Origin of the sequence: Streptomyces sp. NBC_00539, assembly GCF_036346105.1 — a bacterium.
Lineage (GTDB): Bacteria > Actinomycetota > Actinomycetes > Streptomycetales > Streptomycetaceae > Streptomyces.
Genome location: NZ_CP107811.1, coordinates 2,150,789 through 2,172,653 on the forward strand (window position 1 = coordinate 2,150,789; position 21,865 = coordinate 2,172,653).

General features: G+C 72.7%; 22 protein-coding genes. 1 reads left to right on the forward strand and 21 read right to left on the reverse strand.

What is annotated here, in order from left to right; translation table 11 throughout:
* Positions 1–108: 108 nt before the first annotated feature.
* From OG861_RS09250 to proS, 18 genes are all read right to left on the reverse strand, one after another.
* Positions 109–666: a TetR/AcrR family transcriptional regulator gene (locus OG861_RS09250; protein ID WP_329202481.1), complete on the reverse strand. Its 558-nt coding sequence runs from the start codon at positions 664–666 to the stop codon at positions 109–111.
* A 109-nt stretch (positions 667–775) separates the two neighbouring features.
* Positions 776–1,615, reverse strand: coding sequence for an RNA polymerase sigma factor WhiG (gene whiG, locus OG861_RS09255; RefSeq protein ID WP_136213430.1), 840 nt, complete (start codon positions 1,613–1,615; stop codon positions 776–778).
* Positions 1,616–1,824: 209 nt separating this feature from the next.
* On the reverse strand, positions 1,825–3,135 hold the full coding sequence (dprA, locus tag OG861_RS09260; RefSeq protein WP_329198697.1) for a DNA-processing protein DprA: 1,311 nt from the start codon (positions 3,133–3,135) through the stop codon (positions 1,825–1,827).
* Positions 3,132–4,757 (reverse strand): YifB family Mg chelatase-like AAA ATPase, encoded by a 1,626-nt coding sequence (locus OG861_RS09265; RefSeq protein WP_329198696.1) that lies wholly within the window; start codon positions 4,755–4,757, stop codon positions 3,132–3,134. Before OG861_RS09265 ends, dprA begins: the two co-directional genes overlap by 4 nt.
* Entirely contained in the window at positions 4,757–5,146 is a 390-nt protein-coding gene (locus tag OG861_RS09270; RefSeq protein ID WP_329198694.1) for a YraN family protein, read from the reverse strand. Before OG861_RS09270 ends, OG861_RS09265 begins: the two co-directional genes overlap by 1 nt.
* Before the next feature lie 150 nt (positions 5,147–5,296).
* Positions 5,297–5,605 carry a DUF2469 domain-containing protein gene (locus OG861_RS09275; RefSeq protein ID WP_006139554.1) on the reverse strand — a complete coding sequence of 103 codons (309 nt, stop codon included), beginning with the start codon at positions 5,603–5,605 and terminating at the stop codon, positions 5,297–5,299.
* Positions 5,606–5,660: 55 nt separating this feature from the next.
* Positions 5,661–6,152, reverse strand: coding sequence for an NUDIX hydrolase (locus tag OG861_RS09280; protein WP_329198692.1), 492 nt, complete (start codon positions 6,150–6,152; stop codon positions 5,661–5,663).
* Positions 6,142–6,942: a signal peptidase I gene (gene lepB, locus OG861_RS09285; RefSeq protein ID WP_329202479.1), complete on the reverse strand. Its 801-nt coding sequence runs from the start codon at positions 6,940–6,942 to the stop codon at positions 6,142–6,144. The genes OG861_RS09280 and lepB (OG861_RS09285) overlap by 11 nt, the downstream gene beginning before the upstream one ends.
* A gap of 43 nt (positions 6,943–6,985) precedes the next feature.
* Complete coding sequence (gene lepB / locus OG861_RS09290) at positions 6,986–7,891, reverse strand: signal peptidase I (RefSeq protein WP_443056622.1); 906 nt, start codon at positions 7,889–7,891, stop codon at positions 6,986–6,988.
* 104 nt (positions 7,892–7,995) lie between these two features.
* Complete coding sequence (gene lepB, locus OG861_RS09295; RefSeq protein ID WP_329198690.1) at positions 7,996–8,871, reverse strand: signal peptidase I; 876 nt, start codon at positions 8,869–8,871, stop codon at positions 7,996–7,998.
* Positions 8,864–9,586: a signal peptidase I gene (gene lepB / locus OG861_RS09300; RefSeq protein ID WP_329198688.1), complete on the reverse strand. Its 723-nt coding sequence runs from the start codon at positions 9,584–9,586 to the stop codon at positions 8,864–8,866. The genes lepB (OG861_RS09295) and lepB (OG861_RS09300) overlap by 8 nt, the downstream gene beginning before the upstream one ends.
* A 44-nt stretch (positions 9,587–9,630) precedes the next feature.
* On the reverse strand, positions 9,631–9,981 hold the full coding sequence (rplS, locus tag OG861_RS09305) for a 50S ribosomal protein L19 (RefSeq protein ID WP_136213356.1): 351 nt from the start codon (positions 9,979–9,981) through the stop codon (positions 9,631–9,633).
* Between the two features lie 133 nt (positions 9,982–10,114).
* On the reverse strand, positions 10,115–10,936 hold the full coding sequence (gene trmD / locus OG861_RS09310) for a tRNA (guanosine(37)-N1)-methyltransferase TrmD (protein WP_329198685.1): 822 nt from the start codon (positions 10,934–10,936) through the stop codon (positions 10,115–10,117).
* Entirely contained in the window at positions 10,936–11,502 is a 567-nt protein-coding gene (rimM, locus tag OG861_RS09315) for a ribosome maturation factor RimM (RefSeq protein WP_329198683.1), read from the reverse strand. The genes trmD and rimM overlap by 1 nt, the downstream gene beginning before the upstream one ends.
* A gap of 80 nt (positions 11,503–11,582) precedes the next feature.
* Positions 11,583–11,822 carry an RNA-binding protein gene (locus tag OG861_RS09320; RefSeq protein WP_030011889.1) on the reverse strand — a complete coding sequence of 80 codons (240 nt, stop codon included), beginning with the start codon at positions 11,820–11,822 and terminating at the stop codon, positions 11,583–11,585.
* 2 nt (positions 11,823–11,824) lie between these two features.
* Positions 11,825–12,265: a 30S ribosomal protein S16 gene (gene rpsP / locus OG861_RS09325; protein WP_136213353.1), complete on the reverse strand. Its 441-nt coding sequence runs from the start codon at positions 12,263–12,265 to the stop codon at positions 11,825–11,827.
* Positions 12,266–12,559: 294 nt separating this feature from the next.
* Positions 12,560–13,159 (reverse strand): hypothetical protein, encoded by a 600-nt coding sequence (locus tag OG861_RS09330; RefSeq protein WP_136213352.1) that lies wholly within the window; start codon positions 13,157–13,159, stop codon positions 12,560–12,562.
* 212 nt (positions 13,160–13,371) lie between these two features.
* The gene (gene proS / locus OG861_RS09335; protein WP_329198680.1) at positions 13,372–14,784 is read right to left on the reverse strand and encodes a proline--tRNA ligase; all 1,413 of its coding nucleotides are present in this window, start codon (positions 14,782–14,784) and stop codon (positions 13,372–13,374) included.
* A 140-nt stretch (positions 14,785–14,924) separates the two neighbouring features.
* On the opposite strand from proS, the gene OG861_RS09340 reads away from it, so the two are divergent.
* A complete protein-coding gene (locus tag OG861_RS09340) occupies positions 14,925–15,593 on the forward strand; it encodes a methyltransferase type 11 (RefSeq protein WP_329198678.1) in 669 nt (222 codons plus the stop codon).
* A gap of 23 nt (positions 15,594–15,616) precedes the next feature.
* On the opposite strand, the gene ftsH is transcribed toward OG861_RS09340, so the two are convergent.
* From ftsH to OG861_RS09355, 3 genes are all read right to left on the reverse strand, one after another.
* Complete coding sequence (gene ftsH / locus OG861_RS09345; RefSeq protein WP_329198676.1) at positions 15,617–17,542, reverse strand: ATP-dependent zinc metalloprotease FtsH; 1,926 nt, start codon at positions 17,540–17,542, stop codon at positions 15,617–15,619.
* Positions 17,543–17,730: 188 nt separating this feature from the next.
* Entirely contained in the window at positions 17,731–19,305 is a 1,575-nt protein-coding gene (gene ffh / locus OG861_RS09350; RefSeq protein WP_329198674.1) for a signal recognition particle protein, read from the reverse strand.
* 114 nt (positions 19,306–19,419) lie between these two features.
* Entirely contained in the window at positions 19,420–21,855 is a 2,436-nt protein-coding gene (locus OG861_RS09355; protein WP_329198672.1) for a [protein-PII] uridylyltransferase, read from the reverse strand.
* Positions 21,856–21,865: the final 10 nt, after the last annotated feature.

Consider the following 21,865-nt stretch of genomic DNA (forward strand, 5'->3'; position numbering starts at 1 on the left):
CGCTCGGGCCACGACCGCTCGGGCCACGACCGCTCGGGCCACGACCGCTCAGGCCCGGACCGCCCAGCCCCGGACCGCCCAGCCCCGGACCGCCCAGCCCCGGACCGCTCAGCCCCGGACGCCGCGCAGGGCCATCGCGACCGCCGCCTCCGTCACCACGGCCGGGTCCTCGGCGGCGCCGAGCTCGATCCGCCGGACCGCCGCGTCCACGACCCCCTGGAGCAGCATCGCGGCCAGCTTCGGCTCCGCCTGGCCGAGGGCGCCCAGCGCCTCGACGATCATCGCGACCAGTCCGCCGTGCGCCGCGCGGATCTTCTCCCGCGCACCGGCGTCCAGCTCACTGGCCGAGATCGCCACCACCGCCCGGTGGCGGCGGTCCCCGACCAGCCCGAGCTGGCTGCGGACGTAGGCCTCGATCTTCGTCTCGGGCGTCGGGGCCGCCTCCATCGCCGCTTCGATCTCGGCGGCCCAGACGGGGAAGTCCACCGCGCACAGCTCCTCGACGACCGCCGCGCGGGAGCGGAAGTACTCGTACACGGAGGACCGGGCGAGCCCGGTGCGCTGGGCCAGGGCGGGGAAGGTCAGGGCCTCCGTACCGCCTTCGGACAGCAGGGAACGGGCGGCGTCCAACAGGGCGTCGCGCTGCATCGACCGGTGCTCGGCCACGGAGGCCGCTCGAATCCTTGGCACCCGACCACTCTACGGAGCAACGGCCGCCAGGACACGGGTCATCGACGCAAGGGGCGGCCGGCCGCGCCGCCGACCGTGCCCGTCGTCACCGGCCGACGTCCGCGAGCTTGGCCCGCAGCTGGAGCACGGACTTGGTGTGGATCTGGCTGACCCGGCTCTCGGTGACGCCCAGCACGTTGCCGATCTCCGCGAGGGTGAGGCCCTCGTAGTAGTACAGGGTGACGACCGTCTTCTCCCGCTCGGGCAGCGTGTTGATCGCGCGGGCCAGCAGTCTGCGCAGCTCGCGGTCCTCGGCCACCTCCACCGGGTCGTCGGCGGCGTGGTCCTCCAGGGTGTCCATGAGCGAGAGGCGGTCCCCGCCTTCGCCGCCGACGTGCAGCAGCTCCTCCAGGGCGACCACGTTCGCCAGCGACAGCTGGCTGAACACGGTGTGGAGCTCCTCCACCCCGATCCCCATCTCCCCGGCCACCTCGTGCTCGGTCGGGGTGCGCCGCAGCTGGGCCTCCAGCGTGGCGTACGCGCGCTCCACGGCCCGCGCCTTCTGCCGGACCGAGCGGGGGATCCAGTCCAGCGCCCGCAGTTCGTCGATCATCGCGCCGCGGATCCGGGTGATGGCGTACGTCTCGAACTTGATGGACCGCTCGATGTCGAACTTCTCGATGGCGTCGATGAGCCCGAAGACGCCGGAGGAGACGAAGTCGGCCTGTTCGACGTTGGGCGGCAGGCCCACGCTGACCCGGCCGGCCACGTACTTCACCAGCGGTGAGTAGTGCAGGATCAGCTGCTCCCGCAGCCTCTCGTCACCCGAGTCCTTGTACGAGCGCCACAGCACCTCCAGGGACGAGGGCGCGGTGGACCGCACACTGCCGCCGCGGGCAGCGGGGGGCACCGCAGCGCGGTCAGACCCTGAGGTGTGCTGGGGCATGCTTCGCCTTTGCCGGAGCCGGATTCCTTGGGAGCGTAGCGTGACGGAAGTGTCGCGGTGCGCGAAGAGTACGGGATGGCGCGGGGCCGCAAGAGCGCCCCGAACGGCACGGACGGGCCGGGACCGGCGCTTGGCGCACGGTCCCGGCGACCGCCCCCGGGAAGACCGCGTCTCTCATCGGCGTCACTCTTTCACCGGAACGCCCCAGGTCAACGACCGCCTCGCCGGGTGCCACCGGTTCGAGTGCCTCCCCGGGGCGTGCGCGCGGTCAACTGCCAGGCGTCGCCCTGCCGTTCGACGAACCCCAGAGAGTGAAGTTCGTACAGTCTGCCGATGACTTCATCGGTGCCGGTGCCGGCGGCGAGGGCCACCTCCGCCAACTGCGCCGGGCGGCCCGCCGGGAGGGCTTCGAGCACCCGGGCGGCGGCCGGGTCCAGCAGGTCCCGGGGCAACACCGGGCCCCGCCGTTCGGGGGCCAGCTCGCCCATGCCGCCGACCAGCTCGACCACCTCGGCCGCGTCCGTGACGAGCACCGCCTCGCCGCGCAGCAGTTCGTGGACACCGGCCGACAGGGAGCTGGTCGCGGGGCCCGGGACGCCCATCGTGAAGCGCCCCAGCTCACGGGCCCGTCTGGCGGTGACCAGGGAGCCGCTGCGCACGGCCGCCTCCACGACCACCGTGCCCCTGGTGAGGGCGGCGATGACCCGGTTGCGGAGCACGAACCGGCTCGGCGTGGGGTGGCTGCCGGGCGGCAGCTCGCCCAGCACCACACCTTGGCCCGCGATCCGGCCGAGCAGCCCGGCGTGGCCGCGCGGGTAGGCCACGTCCGCCCCGCAGGCCAGCACCGCGACCGTGGCTCCGCCCGAGGCGAGGGCCCCGCGGTGGGCCGCTCCGTCGATCCCGTAGGCCGCCCCGGAGACCACCACCCAGCCGCGCTCGGCGAGACCGGCCGCCAGGGTCTGCGCCATGTGGGCCCCGTACGGGGTGCAGGCCCGGGCCCCGACCAGGGCGACCGAGCGCAGCGCCCAGGTCCGCAGGTCCGCCCCGCCGCGCACCCACAGCCCGACCGGCCGGGCGTCACCGAGGTCGTCCAGCTGGGTCGGCCACTGCGCCGACCCGGGGCAGATGAACCGCACCCCTGCTTCGGCGGCCTCCGCCAGGTCGCGCCGGGGGTCGGCGAGGGCGGCCCGTCTGCGGTATCCGGCGAGCCGCTCCGGCCCCACCCCGGTCGGGCGCCGCTCCCCCGGCTCCGGGTCCGTTCCGGTCAGCAGCCGTATCAGGCCCACGGCGCCGAACTCCCGCAGCCAGCGCCCGCCGTGCTCGTCCCCGGGCTCCAGCACCCGGGTCAGCGCGGCCCGCGCCAACAGCTCCGCCCCGGGGCCGCCCGACCCCGCCGCACCGGGTTCCCGGGTCTCCGGCTCCGCCCCCTCCGCTCCGGCCGCCCGGGACCCACCGCCCGACTCCGGCTCCGCCGCTCCCGCCTGCCCGGGCCCGGCGTCCGGCTCTTCCCCGGGACTCATGACCCTGCCGCCATCGCCAGCGTCGCCCCGCGGGCGATCCCGGTGCGCAGCTCCAGCGCGACGGCCACGTCCAGGGCGTCGGGGCGCTCGTTGCCGCGCAGGTCGGCCACGGTCCAGGCGACCCGCAGCACCCGGTCCAGCCCCCGCGCCGTGAGCAGCCCCCGCTCCATGTCCCGCTCGGCCTGGGCCAGCGCGCCCGGGCCTGCCTGCCAGCGGGTGCGCAGCTCGTGCCCGGGCACCTCCGAGTTGAGCCGCCACGGGGTGCCGTCGAGCCGGGCGGCGGCCCGGTCGCGGGCTTCTCGGACCCGGTCGGCGACCACCGCGGTGGCTTCGCCCCGGCCGCCGTGCCCCAGCAGGTCGGAGCGGGTGACGGGTTCCACCTCCACGCGCAGGTCGACCCGGTCGAGCAGCGGCCCGGACAGTCTCGCCTGGTAGCGCCGGATCACCGAGGCCGGGCATTCGCAGCCGGCCCCTTGGAGCGTGTGCCGCCCGCACGGGCAGGGGTTGGCGGCGAGGACCATCAGGAAGCGGGCCGGCAGCCTTACCACCCCGGCGGCCCGGGCGATGACCACGTGCCCCGCTTCGAGGGGCTGGCGCAGCGCGTCCAGCGCCTTCGCGCCGAACTCGGCCGCCTCGTCCAGGAACAGCACGCCCCGGTGGGCCAGGGAGACCGCCCCGGGCCTGGGCACCCCCGCCCCGCCGCCGACCAGGGACTGCATGGTCGCGGAGTGGTGCGGGGCGCAGTAGGGCGGCCGGGCGAGCAGGGGTTCACCGGGCGGCAGGATTCCCGCGACCGAGTGGACAGCCGTCACCTCCAGGGAATCCTGTCGGGTGAGCGGCGGAAGGATCCAGGGCAGCCTTTCGGCGAGCATCGTCTTGCCCGCGCCCGGAGGCCCGCTGAGGAAGAGGTGGTGCCCTCCTGAGGCCGCCACCTCCAGGGCCCGGCGTGCCGCGTGCTGCCCGGCGACATCGGCGAGGTCCGGGAGGTCGGGGCCGTCCCCGCCGCCCCCGCGGGAGATTCCGGTGCCCAGCCCCGCGCCCGGTACCAGCAGCCCTGCCAGCATCGGATCGGGGCGCCCGGCGGCCGGGTCCTCTTCCTCGGGCACGACCCCGTCGGTCAGGACGGCGATCAGCTGCCGCAGGCTCCGTACCCCGAGCACCGAGACGTCCGGGACGAGCATCGCCTCGGCGGCGCACTGTTGCGGGACCACCACCTGCCGGTACCCGGCCTCGGCGGCGGCCAGGACGGCGGGCAGGACTCCCCGCACGGGCCGCACCCGGCCGTCCAGACCGAGCTCCCCGATCAGGACCAGATCGGCGATGGCGCCCGGGTCGACCACCTCGGCGGCACCGAGCACGGCCGCCGCCACCGCCAGGTCGAAGCCGGCCCCGGACTTGGGTACGGAGGCCGGACTGAGTCCGACCGTGAGCTTCTTCTGCGGCCAGGACGCGCCGGAGTTGACCACCGCGGCCCGCACCCGGTCCCGGCTCTCGACCAGCGTCTTGTCGGGAAGCCCCACCAGGGTGAAGGCCGCGACGCCCGGCTCCAGGTCGGCCTGGACCTCGACCACCACGCCCTCGACCCCCACCAGCGCCACCGAGCAGGCCCGCGCGAACCCCATCAGGCGGCCCCCCTGACGTGTTCCACCACGGGCGCACCGCGCCGCGGCAGCAGGATCCCGACGAGGTCGATCCGCACGCCGCCCGGAGGGGGTCCCCCGTGATCGGCCAGCCAGCGCCCCGCGAGCCGGCGCAGCCGCTCGGCCTTGCCGGGCCGGACCGCGGCCATGGGGTGCTCGAACACCCCCTGCCCGGCCTCCCCCGCCCTGCGCGTCTTCACCTCGCACACGACGAGGCAGTCACCGTCCCGCGCGACGATGTCGATCTCCCCGCTGCGGCACCGCCAGTTCCGGGCGATCACCGACATCCCGGACTCGGTGAGCCGCCGTACCGCCAGTTCCTCGCCGTACCGGCCCAATGCCTGCTGCTGCGCCACGCTCTTCGCGTTCATCCGGCACCACCTCCGGCACCGACGATCGCGCGTCCCCGTCCCCCGTGTGGATCTTGGTGGACAACAGGGGCGTTGTGGAAAACACGCTCACCCCTGCGGGTGACACGAGGCCCCCGGGCCGGCCCCGCCGCGGCTCCGGCGGCGGGCCGATCAGCTGCCGGGAAGTTCGAGGTCGCTCTTGTTGAGCTCCTCGATGTTCACGTCCTTGAAGGTCAGCACGCGCACCTGCTTGACGAAGCGGGCCGGACGGTACATGTCCCAGACCCACGCGTCGGCCATGGTGACCTCGAAGAAGACCTCCCCCTGGACCGAGTGCACCTGCATCTCGTAGTCGTTGGTGAGGTAGAAACGGCGTTCCGTCTCGATCACGTACTTGAACAGACCGACGACGTCGCGGTACTCCCGATAGAGCTTCAGCTCCATCTCGGTCTCGTACTTTTCGAGGTCCTCGGCACTCATGGCATGTTCCCCTTCAGCCGTGCGTCCCCCTATTGTGCGCCAGAGCCCCGGGCCCCTAAACGATTTCGGGGGCCAGGACCACCGGCGCACCCGGAGGACCGTCGTCGAGCAGCGTACGGAGCAACCCGGCGAGTCTGGTCGGGTACACCGTCTCACGTGCCGAGAGAAGTTCCTCGGAGGTCCACCACCTCGCTCCCGTGACGGTGCGCCGCTCCAGCTCCGTGAACCCGGTCGTCACCGTCGCGGTCCGGCTCGTCCGGGCGAGGAAGTACCACTCGTCCTGTTCCCAGCGCCGTCCGTCGAAGGGGAAGGCGCAGTACCGGTGCCACAGGACCGGCCCCAGCTCCACGTCGGTGATGCCGGTCTCCTCCGCGAGTTCCCGCAGTGCGGCCTCCGCACGCGTCTCGGTGCCCTCCACCCCGCCGCCGGGGGTGAACCACCAGTCGTTCGCGGGGTCGCCCGGTTCGAAGCCGTGCAGCAGCAGGATCCGGTCCTGCGGGTCCAGCAGGATGACCCGGGACACCTTGCGGACCTCGTCAGCGGGCATCGACGCGCTCCCGCCGGCGCCCGCGGCCCAGCACCCGCGTGACGGGCCCGTAGGCGGCCCCCAGCACCACGAGTGCGGCCCCGGCGACCACCGCGGCGAGCTGGAGCCGCAGCGGCCCCGGCCGGGAGGTCCCGCCGGGGAGCGCGGCGTACGTCCCGGGCCGCTCCACCATCGCCATCGACGGCCACGCCAGCGCGTCCACCCGGGCACTGACCGCCGAGCGGGCCACGGTCCCCTGTCCGCTCTCCTGGAGGTGGGCCCGGGAGTCCAGCGAGCCCGCGCGGTGGTCACCGAGCAGGAAGAGGTTGTCCTCGGGGACCTTCACCTCGAAGGTGGTGTCGGACGCGCCCCCGGGCACCGGGACGGTCGCCGGATCCAGGGGGGTGGGCCGGGCGTCGTCGAGGTAGGGCTCGTCCAGTTCCTTGCCGTTCACCGTGAGCTTGCCGCCCGTGCCGCAGCACTTCACGGTGTCGCCGCCGACCGCGACCACCCGCTTGACCATGGGCGAGTCACTCCACATGGAATCAGTGAAGATGACCACGTCGCCGCGGCGCACCTGGTCGCCGTCGATCCGCTGTGCAAGCACCCGGTCGCCGGGCCGCACGGTCGGCACCATCGAGTCGGTCGGCACCGTGTACGGCTGGTAGGTCAGCGCCCCCCAGACGAAACCTCCGAGGAAGAGCACAAAGCCGATGGCCACGGCGATTCCCGACAACACGTTGCCGAGACCACCGTGGCCCTTGCCGCCGGCCCGTATGCCGTGCGTACCGCTCGCTCTTGTTCCGCCCATTGCAGCAGCCCCCACACTCGGGATCGTCGACCTGGGCGGCACCCTACCCGGCGGTACGGCCGCCGGTCAGCTTCCGCCTGCGCCACAGGACGACGGGGACCGCGCCCGTCAGCCCCAGGGCCGCCGGCGCGAGTCCGACCGGCGCCAGCCCCGAGGCGTCGAGACCGAGTGCGGCGGCCTTGGCCTGGTGGCCGATGCCGGGCTGGTCGAAGGTGTCCGGAACCGGGAGGGTGGCCCAGCGGGTGACGGGCCACGCGACCACCACGGCCCGGCCGACGACGTCCTTGACCGGCACGAAGCCCTGGGTGGAGTCCTGCATGTGGTAGCGGGAGTCTTGCGAGTTCTGCCGGTGGTCGCCCATCACCCAGATCTTGCCCTTGGGGACGGTGATCGGGCCGAACGGGGCGTCGTCGCAGGGCGTGTTGCCGGGGTAGATGTACGGCTCGTCGAGCGCCTTGCCGTTGACGACGACCGGGCCGCCCCGCTTGCACTCGACCGTGTCACCGCCGATGGCGATGGTCCGCTTGATCAGGTCCTTCTCCTCGGCGGACGGCATCAGGCCGATCCAGCTGAGGGCCTTCTGCGCGAAGTTCGGCTCCGGGGTGGCCTCGCCCGCGAGCCAGTTGGCGGGGTCGTGGAAGACCACGACCTCACCGCGCTCGGGCTCCGAGCCGAACCACGGGGTCAGCTTGTCCACGAGCACCCGGTCACCGCGCTGGAGGGTGTTCTGCATCGACTCCGACGGGATCGAGAACGCCTGCACCAGGAAGGTCTTGATCAGCAGGGCCAGCAGCAGGGCGATGCCGATGAGGAGCGGCAGCTCCTTCCAGAACGAACGCTGGGGGCGCGCCCCGGCTCCGCCCTTCTCGGTCTCGCTCTCGACGCCGTCCTCCGGCCGCTCGGCACCTTCGTCGCGTCCGGACCGCGCGCCTACCGCCACATCCCCCACATCCACTCCCTCACTCGCAATCGCCGCCCGTGCCGGTACGGACACGGGCCCTCCCCTCCCTTAACGAGCGGGAGTTCCCTAAGGCGCGGGAGACCGAGGACACACTATGCGAACCGCGTGCCCCGACGCCGTCCACCGCGGCCGCGCCGTCCGCGCCGCGCCTGATCGGGCACCGTGAGGAAGGTGGCGGGCTGTTCCAGCTGCCGCCAGTGGGCGTAGGGCCAGGCGATCACCACGGCCCGCCCCACCACCCCGTTCTCGTCGATCGTGCCCTGGAACCCCTCGTCGAGGTGGTAGCGGGAATCGGCCGAGTTGGCCCGGTGGTCACCCATCACGAAGAGCCGGCCCTGCGGCACCTTCACCTCGAACGGGATCTCCGACGGGGCGTTGCCGGGATTCACGTAAGGCTCATCAAGCGGCGTCCCGTTGACGGTGATCCGCCCCCGGGAGTCGCAGCACTTGACGGTGTCGCCGCCGACGCCGATGACCCGCTTGATCAGGTCCTGTTCGTCCGCCGAGGGCAGCAGGCCGATGAAGGTCAGGGTCTCCTTGATCTGCTTGACGACGACCGGGTCCTTGCCCGGCCGGGCCGCCTCGCCCTTGAGCCAGCCGCCCGGGTCCTTGAACACCACGACGTCGCCCCGCTCCACCTTGGAGCCGAACCACGGCGTGAGCTTGTCCACCAGGACCCGGTCGCCGATCCGGATCGTCTGCTCCATGGAGCCCGACGGGATGAAGAAGGCCTGTACCAGGAAGGTCTTGAGGAGCAGGGCGATGCACAGCGCGACGACCACCAGCAGGGGCAGTTCCCCCGCCCTGCGGGTCCGTCTGCGCCGGCGGACCCGGCGCGCCAGCCGGCGGCGCTCGGCCCGGCCGCCCTCCGGTTGCGGCGGCGCCTGCGCCGCCCGTTCGGGCTCCGGCTCCGGCTCGGGGTCCCGCCCGCGGTCCTGCCTGCCCCTCGGCCGCCCCCGGCTACCCATGTCCGCCCCCCGCGGTTCCCGCCGCGCCCCAGCGCGACACGGGCCAGCCGATCCAGTCGGCCCGTCCGATCACCTCGTCCACCGGCACCATTCCCCCGCCCGGCTCGCCCAGGTGGTCCCGGGAGTCCCTCGACTGGGACCGGTGATCGCCCATGACCCACAGGGTCCCAAGGGGCACGACGATCCGGAAGGGCACCTTCGAGGAGGTGTCGCCCGGGTAGAGGTACGGCTCGTCCACCGGAACCCCGTTCACCTTCATCCGGCCGTTCTCGTCGCAGACCACGTCGTCGCCGCCGACGCCGATGACCCGCTTCACGAAATCGGTGTCGGAGGGCTCCGCCAGCCCGAGCACCGAGGCCGCGTCATGCAGGGCCGAGCCGATCGGATCGCCCTGCGGCCCCTCCGGGACGAAGGAGCCCCTGCCGTCGAAGACGACCACGTCCCCGCGCTTCGGCTGGTCGCCGAAACGGTACGCCAGCTTGTTGACCAGCACCCGGTCCCCGACCCGGAGCGTCGGCTCCATCGACCGGCTGGGGATCAGGAAGGGCTGCAGGACGAAGTTGCCGAGCAGCAGCACGAAGACCGTGCAGGCCAGCCCCAGCAGCCCGGCCCGCCGCCAGGTCAGCCCACGGGGGGCCAACGCACGGCGCGGCCGCCCCTCCCCCTGGTCGGGGGAAGGGCGGCCGCGCTGGGTGAGCTCTGCTTCGGTGTCCATCGTGGGGGAGCCTATCCGGCCGCCCCCGGGACCCGGAGGGGAGATCAGCGGTCGCGCTTCTCCTTGATCTTCGCGGCCTTGCCGCGGAGCTCACGGAGGAAGTACAGCTTGGCGCGACGCACGTCACCGCGGGTGACGACCTCGATCTTCTCGAAGATCGGGGAGTTCACCGGGAAGGTGCGCTCGACACCGACGCTGAAGGAGACCTTGCGAACGGTGAAGGTCTCGGAGACGCCAGAGCCCTGGCGACGGATGACAACACCCTTGAACTGCTGGATACGGGAGCGGTTGCCCTCGATGACGCGGACGTGCACGTTGATCGTGTCACCCGGGCGGAAGGCCGGGACGTCGGAGCGGATCGAGGCGGCGTTGACGCCATCGAGCAGGTGAGACATGTTCTTCGTCTGCTTTCTTCGCACGACGCCACAGGCCGCCGGTGCGGATTTCCGTAGAGAATTCGGGAGCTGCGCCCTCTCGCGGACGACGGTCCCCCTGTGGCAGGGGCGTACGCGAGCACACAACAGCCGCCTATTCTTCCACGGTCTGCGGCCTATGCCAAAACCGGCCGTCGGGGGTCGGCTTCCAGCCCAGGAGACTGAGGATCTCGCGGTCCTTCTTGTCGAAGGCGGAGGCCTCGCAGCGCTCGATCAGGTCGGGCCGGTTGCGGGCCGTCCTGCGGAAGGCCTCGTCCCGCCGCCACCGGGCGATCTTGCCGTGGTGCCCGCTCAGCAGGACGTCGGGGATGCCCCGGCCGCGCCACTGCGGGGGCTTGGTGTAGACGGGCCCCTCCAGCAGGTTCGCCATCTCACCGGGGGCGAAGGAGTCGTCCCGGTGAGATTCGGCGTTGCCGAGCACCCCGGGCAGCAGCCGGGCCACGGCCTCGGTGACGACGAGTACGGCCGCCTCGCCGCCCGCCAGCACGTAGTCGCCGATGGAGACCTCGTACACCGGCATCCGCGTCGCGTACTCGTCGATGACGCGGCGGTCGATGCCCTCGTACCGGGCCGGGGTGAAGATCAGCCACGGCCGCTCGGACAGTTCGACGGCCAGTTCCTGGGTGAACGGGCGCCCGCTGGGCGTGGGGACGACCAGGACCGGGCCGTGGGCGCCGGCCTCGTACCCGTCGGCCAGCGCCGCGTCCAGGGCCTCGCCCCACGGCTCGGTCTTCATGACCATGCCCGGCCCGCCGCCGTAGGGGGTGTCGTCGACCGTGTTGTGGCGGTCGTACGTCCAGTCCCGCAGGTCGTGGACGTGGACGTCGAGCTGGCCGCGCGCCCGCGCCTTGCCGACGAGCGAGACGTTCAGCGGCTCCAGGTATTCGGGGAAGATCGTGACGACGTCGAGACGCATCAGGCGTCGTCCCCGGCGGCCGCGGCCTCTTCGTCACGGCTCGAAACGACCTCGGCGCGGTCGTCGATCAGGCCGGGCGGCGGCGTGATGACGCAGCGCTGCTCCTCCAGGTCGATCTCGGCGACGATCTCCTCCACGAAGGGGATCATCACCTCGCTGCCGTCGGGCCGTTCCACGATGAAGAGGTCCTGCGAGGGCAGGTGCGAGATCTCGGTGATCCGGCCGATCTCCGTACCGTCCTCCAGCACTACGTCCAGGTCCATCAGCTGGTGGTCGTAGTACTCGTCCTCCTCCTCCGGAAGCTCCGTGGGGTCCACCTCGGCGATGAGCAGGATGTTGCGCAGCGCCTCGGCACCGGTGCGGTCCTTGACGCCCTCGAAGCGCAGCAGCAGCCGCCCGCTGTGCACCCGGCCCGTCTCGATGGTCAGCGGGCCCGCCGACGCCGGCTCCGTCTGGAGCACCGCGCCCGGTCCCAGCCGCAGTTCGGGCTCGTCGGTCCGCACCTCGACGGTGACCTCACCCTTGATCCCGTGGGCGCGGCCGATCCGCGCGACTACCAGCTGCACTGTCTTGTCTCCTGTTCAGACGACGACGGGCCGGGGCGGGCGCATTCGCCCTCCCCGGCCCGTGCCGGTGGTTCAACTCTTCAGCGGACCTGGTCCACGTCGACGAGGTCGACGCGGATCCCCCGCCCGCCGATCGCGCCCACGACGGTGCGCAGCGCACGTGCGGTGCGGCCGTTGCGGCCGATCACCTTCCCGAGGTCATCCGGGTGGACCCGGACCTCGAGCACCTGTCCGCGGCGCAGGTTGCGCGAGGCGACCTGCACTTCGTCGGGGTTGTCCACGATGCCCTTCACGAGGTGCTCAAGAGCCTCCTCGAGCATGATCAGGCCTCGGTCGACTCGGCGGCGGCCTCAGCCTCGTCCGCCTTCTTGTCGGCCTTCTTCGCCTTCTGGGTGATGGCCTCGCCCTTGCCCTCGCCGATGCCCTCGAGGGCCTTGGCGAACTCGTCGAAGGAGCGACGCTTGCTCTCCTTCGTCTCCGGCTGGAGCAGCGGCGCGGGGGCGGGGAGACCCTTGTGGGCCTGCCAGTCACCGGTCAGCTTCAGGATGGCGAGCACAGCCTCGGTGGGCTGGGCGCCGACGGACAGCCAGTACTGCGCACGCTCGGCGTTGACCTCGATGCGCGACGGGTTGTAGGTCGGCTGGTAGATACCGATCTCCTCGATCGCGCGACCGTCCCGGCGGGTGCGGGCGTCGGCGACGATGATGCGGTAGTGCGGCTGGCGAATCTTGCCGAGGCGCTTGAGCTTGATCTTGACTGCCACTGGAGTGGTGTCTCCTGAACTTGACGTGGTTGGGCACATGAGATGCCACGTGGGGTTGCGGTACTCGGGTGCCCGATGGACGCGTCAGCCGGAGGAGAGAGGGGTCCTGTGCGACTGTCGAGTACAGCTAGCCATTGTGCCACATGCCTGCGGCGCGCTCAGCCGTGAGGGGTGCCGGACGGAGGCCGGACGGAGCGTCCGGCGGGGGAACGGGCTCAGCCGCACGCGGCGGCCCGTTCGCGGCCGGACGGCCGGGCCCGTCGGCACGACTGTCCGTACGGCCGCGCCCGCGGCTCAGGAGGCGGCGGCCGAGACGGCCACCTCGGGGATGCGGAACGGCTTCATGCAGCCGCCGCAGACGATGGGCGCCTGGGCCAGCACCGACGGGACGACCCGCACGTTGCGCCCGCAGTCGCAGACCGCCTTGACCCGGACGCCGCCACCCGAGGAGCCGTGCCGCGCGGCCGGCCCGCGGAAGCTGCGCTTGGTGTCGGCGGCCGTGGCGACGGTGTGCGCCTTGAGCGCCCGCTGCAACCGCTCCATCGTGGGGCGGTAGCGCTTCTTCGCCTCGGGACTGAGCGAGACCAGCGAGAAACCGCTGCTGGCGTGCGGCTCTTCGGAGTGGTCCAGCCCCATCTCCTCGGCGATCGCGAGGAATCTGCGGTTGTGGTAGCGGCCGGCCCGCGAGGTGTCGCGGACTCCACGGGCGGCGGCGATGCCGTGGACTGCCTCGTGCAGCAGTCGCTCGAAGGAGAGTTCGGCGCCGCAAGCGGACGACGACTCTCCGATCAGGGACTCGGGCGCGGCAAGGTCAGGCAGCTCGGGGTGGTACCGCTGAATATCGGCCCACGCCTGCGCCAGCTCTGCGGCGAGAACAGGTGGTGTCGTGCTCACGTCGTGACAACGAGCCGAGGTGCCCTGGTGTTCCGATTCCGGGCCATTCCAAATTTTTTGCACGTACCAGTCAGTTCAGTCTGATGCGTCCCGACGAGGACGTGTGCGCATATCCCCGGAGGAGTCGGTACGTAACGAGGACCAAGTACGGCCACGCCCCCGGCGCGCGGCCGGGGCCGCACGCCGGGGGCGTGGCTGCGATCAACGGGCGATCAGTACGAGCGCGCCACGATGGCGAGGGTACCGGGAGCGTCGTCCGCCTCCGGGACCGAACCGTCCGCGGCGATCAGGCAGCGCACGGAGACGGCCTGCTCGGCCAGCTTCGCCTCGCCCTCCGGGCCGAGGTCCGCCCACGGGATGCGCGCCCAGCCACCGGCGACGGCGGCCTCGGCGGCCTCCTCGATCGTCGTGACGTCACAGGTGCGGGCCTCACGGCGCTCGCGGGACTCGCGCAGCAGCTGCGCCTGGTCCTCCTCCAGCACCTTGGGCAGGAGGTCGGCCAGCGCGGAGATCTGCACGGCCTCCTTGCCGCCGGGGATCCGGCGGGCCAGCATCGCGGTGCCGTTCTCCAGGTCGCGCGGGCCGATCTCGACGCGCACCGGCACGCCCTTGAGCTCCCAGTCCACGGCGCGGCGCCCGAAGGGCGTGTCCACGCGGTCGTCGACCTGGACGCGGATTCCGGCGGCCTTGAGCTGGGCCCCCAGCTCGCGGACCTTGGCCACGGCCTCGTCGCCCTTGATCGCCATGACGACGACCTGGACGTGCGCGAGGCGCGGCGGCACCCGCAGCCCGTTGTCGTCGCCGTGGGACATGATCAGACCGCCGACCATGCGGGTCGATACGCCCCACGAGGTCTGCCAGACGAGCTCCTGCTTGCCTTCCTTCGACAGGTACTGGGTGTGGAAGGCCTTGGCGAAGTTGGTGCCGAGCTCGTGGCTCGTGCCCAGCTGCAGGGCCTTGCCGTCGCCCATCATCCCCTCCAGCGTGAGGGTGTTGATGGCGCCGGCGAAGCGCTCCTTGGCGGTCTTGCGGCCGAGCACGACGTCGATGCCGAGCACGTTCGTCATGAAGTCGCCGTACACGTCGGTGTGGATGCGCGCCGCGTAGTCGCGGGCGTCCTCGTAGGTGGCGTGGGCGGTGTGGCCCTCCTGCCAGAGGAACTCGCTCGTACGCAGGAACACGCGCGGGCGCATCTCCCAGCGGACCACGTTGGCCCACTGGTTGATCAGCAGGGGCAGGTCCCGGTAGCTCTGGACCCACTTGGAGAAGTAGTCGTTGATGATCGTCTCGGAGGTGGGCCGGACGACGACCGGCTCTTCCAGCTCCTTGCCGCCGCCGTGCGTGACGACCGCGAGCTCGGGGGCGAAGCCCTCGACGTGCTCGGCTTCCTTCGTCAGGTAGGACTGCGGGATGAACAGCGGGAAGTACGCGTTCTGGGCACCCGCGTCCTTGATGCGCGCGTCCATCTCCTGCTGCATCCGCTCCCACAGCCCGTAGCCGTACGGCCGGATGACCATGGTGCCGCGTACCGGACCGTTGTCGGCCAGCTCGGCCTTGTTGATCAGATCCTGGTACCAGCGGGGGAAATCCTCCGCCTGGGGGGTGAGAACGGGTGCCTTTGCCATGGCGCGAATGGTACGGCGCCGGGCGCTCGATGCGTGAATCGGGTGGCGCACTCCTCTGGACGCGGGGGCCGATGGGGAGTTCCCTGGCAACGGGGGCAAGGGGGCGACATGGAATCAGGAGCGCTCATTCGATGACACCGATGCCGACGACGACGCTCGTCGCCCGGGACTGGGCCGAGATCCAGGAACGGATGCTGGTACCGCTGTACGAGGCGGTCTACGACCGGCTGGAGGTCGGGCCCGGGGCCCGGCTGCTCGGCCTGGGGTGCGGGGCCGGGCTGGCCCTCCTGCTGGCGCAGCGGCGCGGGGCCGCCGTCACGGGCGTGGAGGCGGATGCGGCGCGGCGTGCGCTGGCCCGTGAGCGGCTGCTGGAAGTGCGGGCGGACCCGCCGGCGGGTGCGCGGCCGTACGACGTCCTGCTGGCCTTCTCGCCCGGCTCCGGGGATCTGGGCGCGGCCGCCCCGGCGGTCCGCCGGGGCGGCGCGGTGGTCCTGGCGGGCTGGGGGCCCTCGGAACGGTGCACGGTTCCGGTGGTGCTCGGCGCCGGGCCCGCGCCGCGGGACCTGGACGCGCTGGTGGCCGGGGCGGGTCTGGTCCCGGACGGGTCGGGGCGGGTGTTCTGCCCGTTCGGCTACGCGGACGTGGACAGCGCCGTGCGCGGGCTGCTGTCGACGGGGCTGTACGAGTCGGCGTCCGACCCGGCGCAGGTGGAGAAGGAGCTGACCGAGGCGCTTCACCCGTACGAGCGGCCGGACGGCGCGGTGTGGCTGCCGAACATCTTCCGCTACGTCATCGCCCGCGTCCGCTGACCCGGCGGTTCCGCGCCTGACGCTCACTTCGACAGGCGCGGGATGCCGGCGGCGGCGTAGGCGGCGGCTTCGTCCAGGGTCTCGGCGGCGAGCAGGGCCTCGGCGAGGTCGTCGAGCTGCGAGCGGTGCTCCCGCAGGAGGCGGCAGGCCTCCACGTAGCACTCGTCCACGATCCGCCGCATCTCGGCGTCGACGGCGTCGAGCGTCGCGGGCGCGGCGGAGAGCCCGTAGGCGCTCTGTCCGTCGGAGGGGATCGCGGTCAGGCGGCCGACGCGTTCGCTCATCCCCCACCGGCCGACCATGCCGCGCACGAGGTTGGTGACCTGTTCGAGGTCGTTCTCGGCGCCCGTGGTGATCACGTCGTAGACGACCTGCTCGGCCGCCATGCCCCCGAGCGCGCCGATGATGCGCCCGCGCAGGTACTCCTCCGTGTACGCGTACCGGTCGGCGTCGGGGGTGGAAAGGGTGACGCCCAGGGCCCGCCCGCGCGGAACGATGGTGATCTTGCGGACGGGGTCGGCGCCCGGATGGAGCATGCCCAGCAGGGCGTGGCCGCTCTCGTGGTAGGCCGTGCGGCGGCGTTCCTCCAGCGGCATGACCAGCGGGCGTTCCGCGCCGAGCTGCACCTTCTCCAGGGCCTCGGAGAGGTCGGCCTGGGTGACCTCGGTCTGCTTGCGCTTGACGGCCAGCAGGGCGGCCTCGTTGGCCAGGTTGGCCAGTTCGGCGCCCGTCATGCCGGGAGTCGTACTGGCGACCCGGCCCAGGTCCACGCCCTCGGCGAGCGGGATCTCGCGGGTGTGGATGCGCAGGATCGCCTCGCGGCCGCTCTTGTCGGGCGGGGAGACCTGCACCAGGCGGTCGAAGCGGCCCGGCCGGGTCAGCGCCGGGTCCAGGACGTCGGCGCGGTTGGTGGCGGCGAGGACGACGACGCCCTCCGAGCCGGAGAAGCCGTCCATCTCGGTGAGGATCTGGTTCAGGGTCTGTTCGCGTTCGTCGTGGCCGCCGAGTCCGCCGCCGGCGCCGCGCACCCGCCCGATGGTGTCGATCTCGTCGATGAAGATGATCGCGGGGGCGACCTTGCGCGCCTCGGTGAACAGTTCGCGGACCCGCGAGGCGCCGACTCCGACGATCATCTCGATGAACTCGGACGCGGAGGCGGAGAAGAAGGGGACCCCGGCCTCCCCGGCGACGGCGCGGGCGAGCAGGGTCTTGCCGGTGCCGGGCAGGCCCGCGAGGAGGACCCCGCCGGGCATGCGGGCGCCCATCCGGCGGTAGGCCTGCGGGTTCTTGAGGAAGTCGACGACGTCGTTGAGCTCGCCCGCCACCTCGTCGATGCCCGCCACGTCCTCGAAGGTGGTGCGTTTGGCGCCCGTCTCCAGCTCCACCGGTTTCGGCGGGGCCTTGCGGCCCAGGCCGCCGAGGCCGCCGCCCATGGCCGAGCCCATCCGGCGGGCGATGACCACCCACAGCAGGACCAGCAGCAGCATGGGGGCGAGCGAGATGAGGAGGTTGGCGAGGAAGCTGCGCTGCACGACGACGGGCGAGGCGGTCACCGTGACCTGGTGTTTGGTGAGGTTGGCCCACAGGTCGTCGTCGGCGAAGGCGGGGCGCTGGGTGACGAACTTGGTGTAGTCGCCCTTGCCGCCGTCCGGCTTGGGCGCCTTGGCCTTGAGCTGCCCCTGGATGGCGTCGCCCTTGGAGTAGATCTTCGAGACGTTGCCGTCCGCGACCTGCCTGCTGAATTCGGTGTAGGAGACCGTCGGCTCGTCGCCCTCGTTGTAGAACGACAGCACCAGGTTGGCGACCAGGAAGACGATCAGGGCGGCGAGGATCAGCCCGCGCCATCCGCCGGGCATCTTCTTCCTCGGCGGCGGGGTGGGAGGCGCGCCCTCGGAACGCCAGGGGGTGTCGGCCCGGTCGCGGGGCGGTGCGGGGGTGGGGCTGGGCACGGGGCCTCCTTACTGCCGTCCTCCCGGCCGACCATAAGGGAGATACCGGACCATTGCCCCCTGGGGAGCCGCGCCCGGGAACGGCGCAGGGCCCCGGCCGGCTGGTCCCGCTCGGGCCGGCCAGGGCCCTTCCGGCGCGGTGCTCCGCGCACCGCGCCGCCGTCACGTGGCGAAGCGCGTCAGCTTCTTCACTTCATGAACTTCTTGAACTCGTCCGGAAGGTCGAAGTCCTGACCGGGCTGGGCCCCGCCCGCGGGCAGACCGAACGGGTTGCCGCCGGCGGCCGGCTCGGCCGCCTGCGGTCCCTGCTCGCGCCGGGCCGCAGCCGCGGCCTCCTCCTGCTTGCGCTTCATCGGGTTGCCGCTCTTGCGCTTGCCCTTGGCCTGCTTGACCTGCTTCTTCTGCCGGCCGGGTCCGCCGCCCATCCCGGGGATGCCGGGCATGCCCGGCATGCCGCCGCCCTGGGCCATGCGGGACATCATCTTGCGCGCCTCGAAGAACCGCTCGACCAGGTTCTTGACCGCGCTGACCTCGACGCCGGAACCCTTGGCCACACGGGCGCGGCGGGAGCCGTTGATGATGTGCGGGTCCTGGCGCTCTGCCGGGGTCATCGACTTGATGATGGCGGCCATGCGGTCGACGTCACGCTCGTCGATGTTGTTGATCTGCTCCTTGATCTGCCCCATGCCGGGCAGCATGCCGAGCAGCTTGGAGATGGAGCCCATCTTGCGGACCTGCTCCATCTGGGCCAGGAAGTCGTCGAGCGTGAACTCCTTGGGGCCCTTCGCCAGCTTGGCCGCCATCTTCTCGGCCTCGGCCTGCGAGAAGGTCTTCTCGGCCTGCTCGATGAGGGTGAGCATGTCACCCATGTCGAGGATCCGGCCCGCCATGCGGTCGGGGTGGAAGGCGTCGAACTCGTCGAGCTTCTCACCGTTCGAGGCGAACATGATCTGCTTGCCGGTGACGTGCGCGATGGAGAGCGCGGCACCGCCCCGGGCGTCGCCGTCGAGCTTGGAGAGCACCACGCCGTCGAAGCCGACGCCGTCGCGGAAGGCCTCGGCGGTGTTGACCGCGTCCTGGCCGATCATGGCGTCGACCACGAAGAGGATCTCGTCGGGGCTGACGGCGTCGCGGATGTCCGCGGCCTGCTGCATCAGCTCCTGGTCGATGCCGAGGCGGCCGGCGGTGTCGACGATGACGATGTCGTGCTGCCGGCTCCGCGCGTACTCGACGGAGTCCTTCGCGACCTGGACCGGGTCGCCGACGCCGTTGCCCGGCTGGGGGCCGTAGAACGCGACCCCGGCCCGCTCGGCGACGATGCTCAGCTGGTTGACGGCGTTGGGGCGCTGGAGGTCGCAGGCGACGAGCAGCGGGGTGTGGCCCTGCCCCTTGAGCCAGAGGCCGAGCTTTCCGGCGAGGGTGGTTTTACCGGCACCCTGGAGACCGGCGAGCATGATCACGGTGGGCGCGGTCTTGGCGTAGCGCAGCCGCCGGGTCTCGCCACCGAGGATCGAGACGAGCTCGTCGTTGACGATCTTGAGGACCTGCTGGCCGGGGTTGAGGGCCTTGCTGACCTCTTCGCCGCGGGCGCGTTCCTTGACGTTCGCGATGAAGGAACGGACGACGGGAAGCGCGACGTCGGCCTCGAGGAGGGCGATACGGATTTCCCGCGCCGCAGCGTCGATGTCCTGCTCGGAGAGGCGACCTTTGCCCCGGAGGGACTTGAAGGTCGCGCTGAGGCGGTCGGAAAGCGTATCGAACACGGTGGTCGCGATTCCTCGGGTCGGGGGCGTGTGGTCGTCCCCCAGGGTATCGGCCCTTTCCCGGTGGTGGGCCCTGCGGTCCGTCACCGGTCCGGGGCCCACCGCCGGGCGCGCTCAGTGCAGGGCGGTCCCGACCGCGCGGGCGAGGGAGGCGGCGGCCCCGGGAGACAGGGGTTTGCCGTCCGGGTCGGTCACGTACAGGGTGTCCACCGCGTTCGCGCCGAGCGTGGAGACGTGCGCGCTGCGGACCCGGACGCCGCCCGCGTCCAGCGCCCGGCCGATCCGGTGGAGCAGTCCCACGGCGTCGGGGGCCCGCACCTCCAGGACGGTGGCCAGCGAGGAGACGTCCGGCACCACCGTCACCCGGGGCGGCGGCGGGACCACCCCGCGCCGCCGCGGGTACGCGGCCTCGCGGTCGGCCAGCTTCGCCGGGACGTCCAGCGAGCCGTCCAGCGCCCGGACCAGGTCGGTGCGCAGCCGGGCGGCCTCCGGCAGGGCCCCGTACTCGGCGGCCACCCGCCAGCGGAACACGAGCACCTCCCCCAGCAGGTCCGGCAGCTCCAGCGAGCGCAGGTCGGCCGCCCGGACGGTGAGCCGGTGCAGCGCCAGCACCCCGGCCAGCGCGGGCAGCACCCCGGGCTGGTCGGGAACGGCGACGACCAGGTCCACCCCGACCGAATCCTCCTCGTGGCGGGCTTCCAGGGCCAGCACCGGCTCCCCGGTGCGCAGCGCCTCCACCGCCAGGCGTTCCTGTTCGGTGACCGGGATGCCCAGCTCGGTGGTCGCGGGGGCCGCGCCCGTGAGGACCGCTCCGACCCGGGCCACCAGGTCCGCCACGAGCGAACCCCGCCAGGAGCTCCACGCCGCCGGGCCGGTGGCCAGGGCGTCGGCCTCGGTGAGGGCGTGCAGGAGCTCCAGGGTGCCCGCCGACCCGACGGCTTCGGCAACGGACCGGACCGTGGCCGGGTCGTCCAGGTCGCGCCGGGTGGCGGTCTCGATGAGCAGCAGGTGGTGGCGTACGAGGACGCCGAGCACCGCCACGTCCTCGGCGTCGAAGCCGACCCGGGCGGCCATGTCGCGGGCGATGGTCTCCCCGGCCAGCGAGTGGTCGCCGGGCCAGCCCTTGCCGATGTCGTGGAGCAGGGCGGCCATCAGGAGCAGGTCCGGGCGGCTGACGCGGCGGGTGAGGGCGGCGGCCCGGACCGCCGTCTCCACCAGGTGCCGGTCCACCGTCCAGGTGTGCACGGGGTTGCGCTGCGGCCTGCAGCGCACCCGTTCCCAGTCGGGCAGCAGCCGGGTGATCAGCCCCTCCGCTTCGAGCGCCTCCCACACCCCGACCGTCGGCTCGCCCGCCCCCAGCAGGGTGACCAGCTGCTCCCGCGCCTCCGCGGGCCAGGGCACCGGGAGCGGCTTGCCTTGGGCGGCGAGGCGGCGTACGGAGTGCAGCGAGACCGGCAGACCGGCCTGTGCGGCGGCCGCCCCGAAGCGCAGCGCGAGCACCGGGTCCCGGTCGGGCCGGGCGGCGAGGGCCAGCACGGCCTCGCCGTCGGACTCCACGACGCCCTCGGCGAGCGGTGCCCGCTGCACGGCGGGCCCGCGCGTGCCCAGCAGCAGGCCGCGCAGCCTCGGCCGGGCCGCCCGGGAGCGCAGTACCCGCCCGACCTCCCGCCAGGTGACGTCGCCGGCGTACGAGATGACCCGGGCGGCCTCGTACACCTCGCGCAGCAGCGCGTCCGCGTCGAGCAGCCCGAGCCGGGCGGCGACCTGGTCCTGTTCCTGGAGGGAGAGCCGGTCGGTGGCCCGGCCCGTCACCAGGTGCAGGGCGTCCCGGGCGTCCAGGAGCCGCCGGCGCGCCTCCGCCAGCCCCTCGCGCGGGGCGTCGGCCAGCCACGACGCGGCGACGGCCCGCAGGGCGGCGGCGTCGCGGAGCCCGCCGCGCGCCTCCTTGAGGTCGGGCTCCAGCAGGAAGCGCAGCTCCCCGGCCTTCTCGGCCCGGTCCCGGCACAGGGCGTGCAGCTGCGGGAGCCGTCTGGCCGCCTGGTTGCGCCAGTCGGCCAGGACGGCGGTGCGCAGCCCGGCGAGGAGTCCCGCGTCGCCGGCGACGGGCCGCGCGTCGAGCAGCCCGAGCTGGACCTTGAGGTCCTCGGCGGCGGTCTTGCGGGCCTCGGCCGGGGTGCGCACGGAGTGGTCCAGGGCCACGCCGAGGTCCCACACGGGGTACCAGAGGCGGTCGGCGAGCGTGGCCAGTGCCTTGGTGCCGGTCTTGCCGTCGTGCAGGAGCAGCAGGTCGAGGTCGCTGCGCGGGGAGAGTTCCGCCCGGCCGTAGCCGCCGACCGCCACCAGGGCCGCCCCGCGCACGCCGGTCTCGCGTACGGCCCGCGCGAAGAGGGCGCCGAGCCAGTCATCGGTCAGTGCGGCCAGGGCGGAACGCCGGGAAGGCCCGGACCGCGCCTCCTCCTGGAGGAGGCGCAGCCGGGCCGCGGCGTAGCCGCCGGGTCCCGAGCCGTCCTGGCCGGACGGTTCGGCGGTCGTGTTCTCCACACTCGTCACCCGGGGCTCC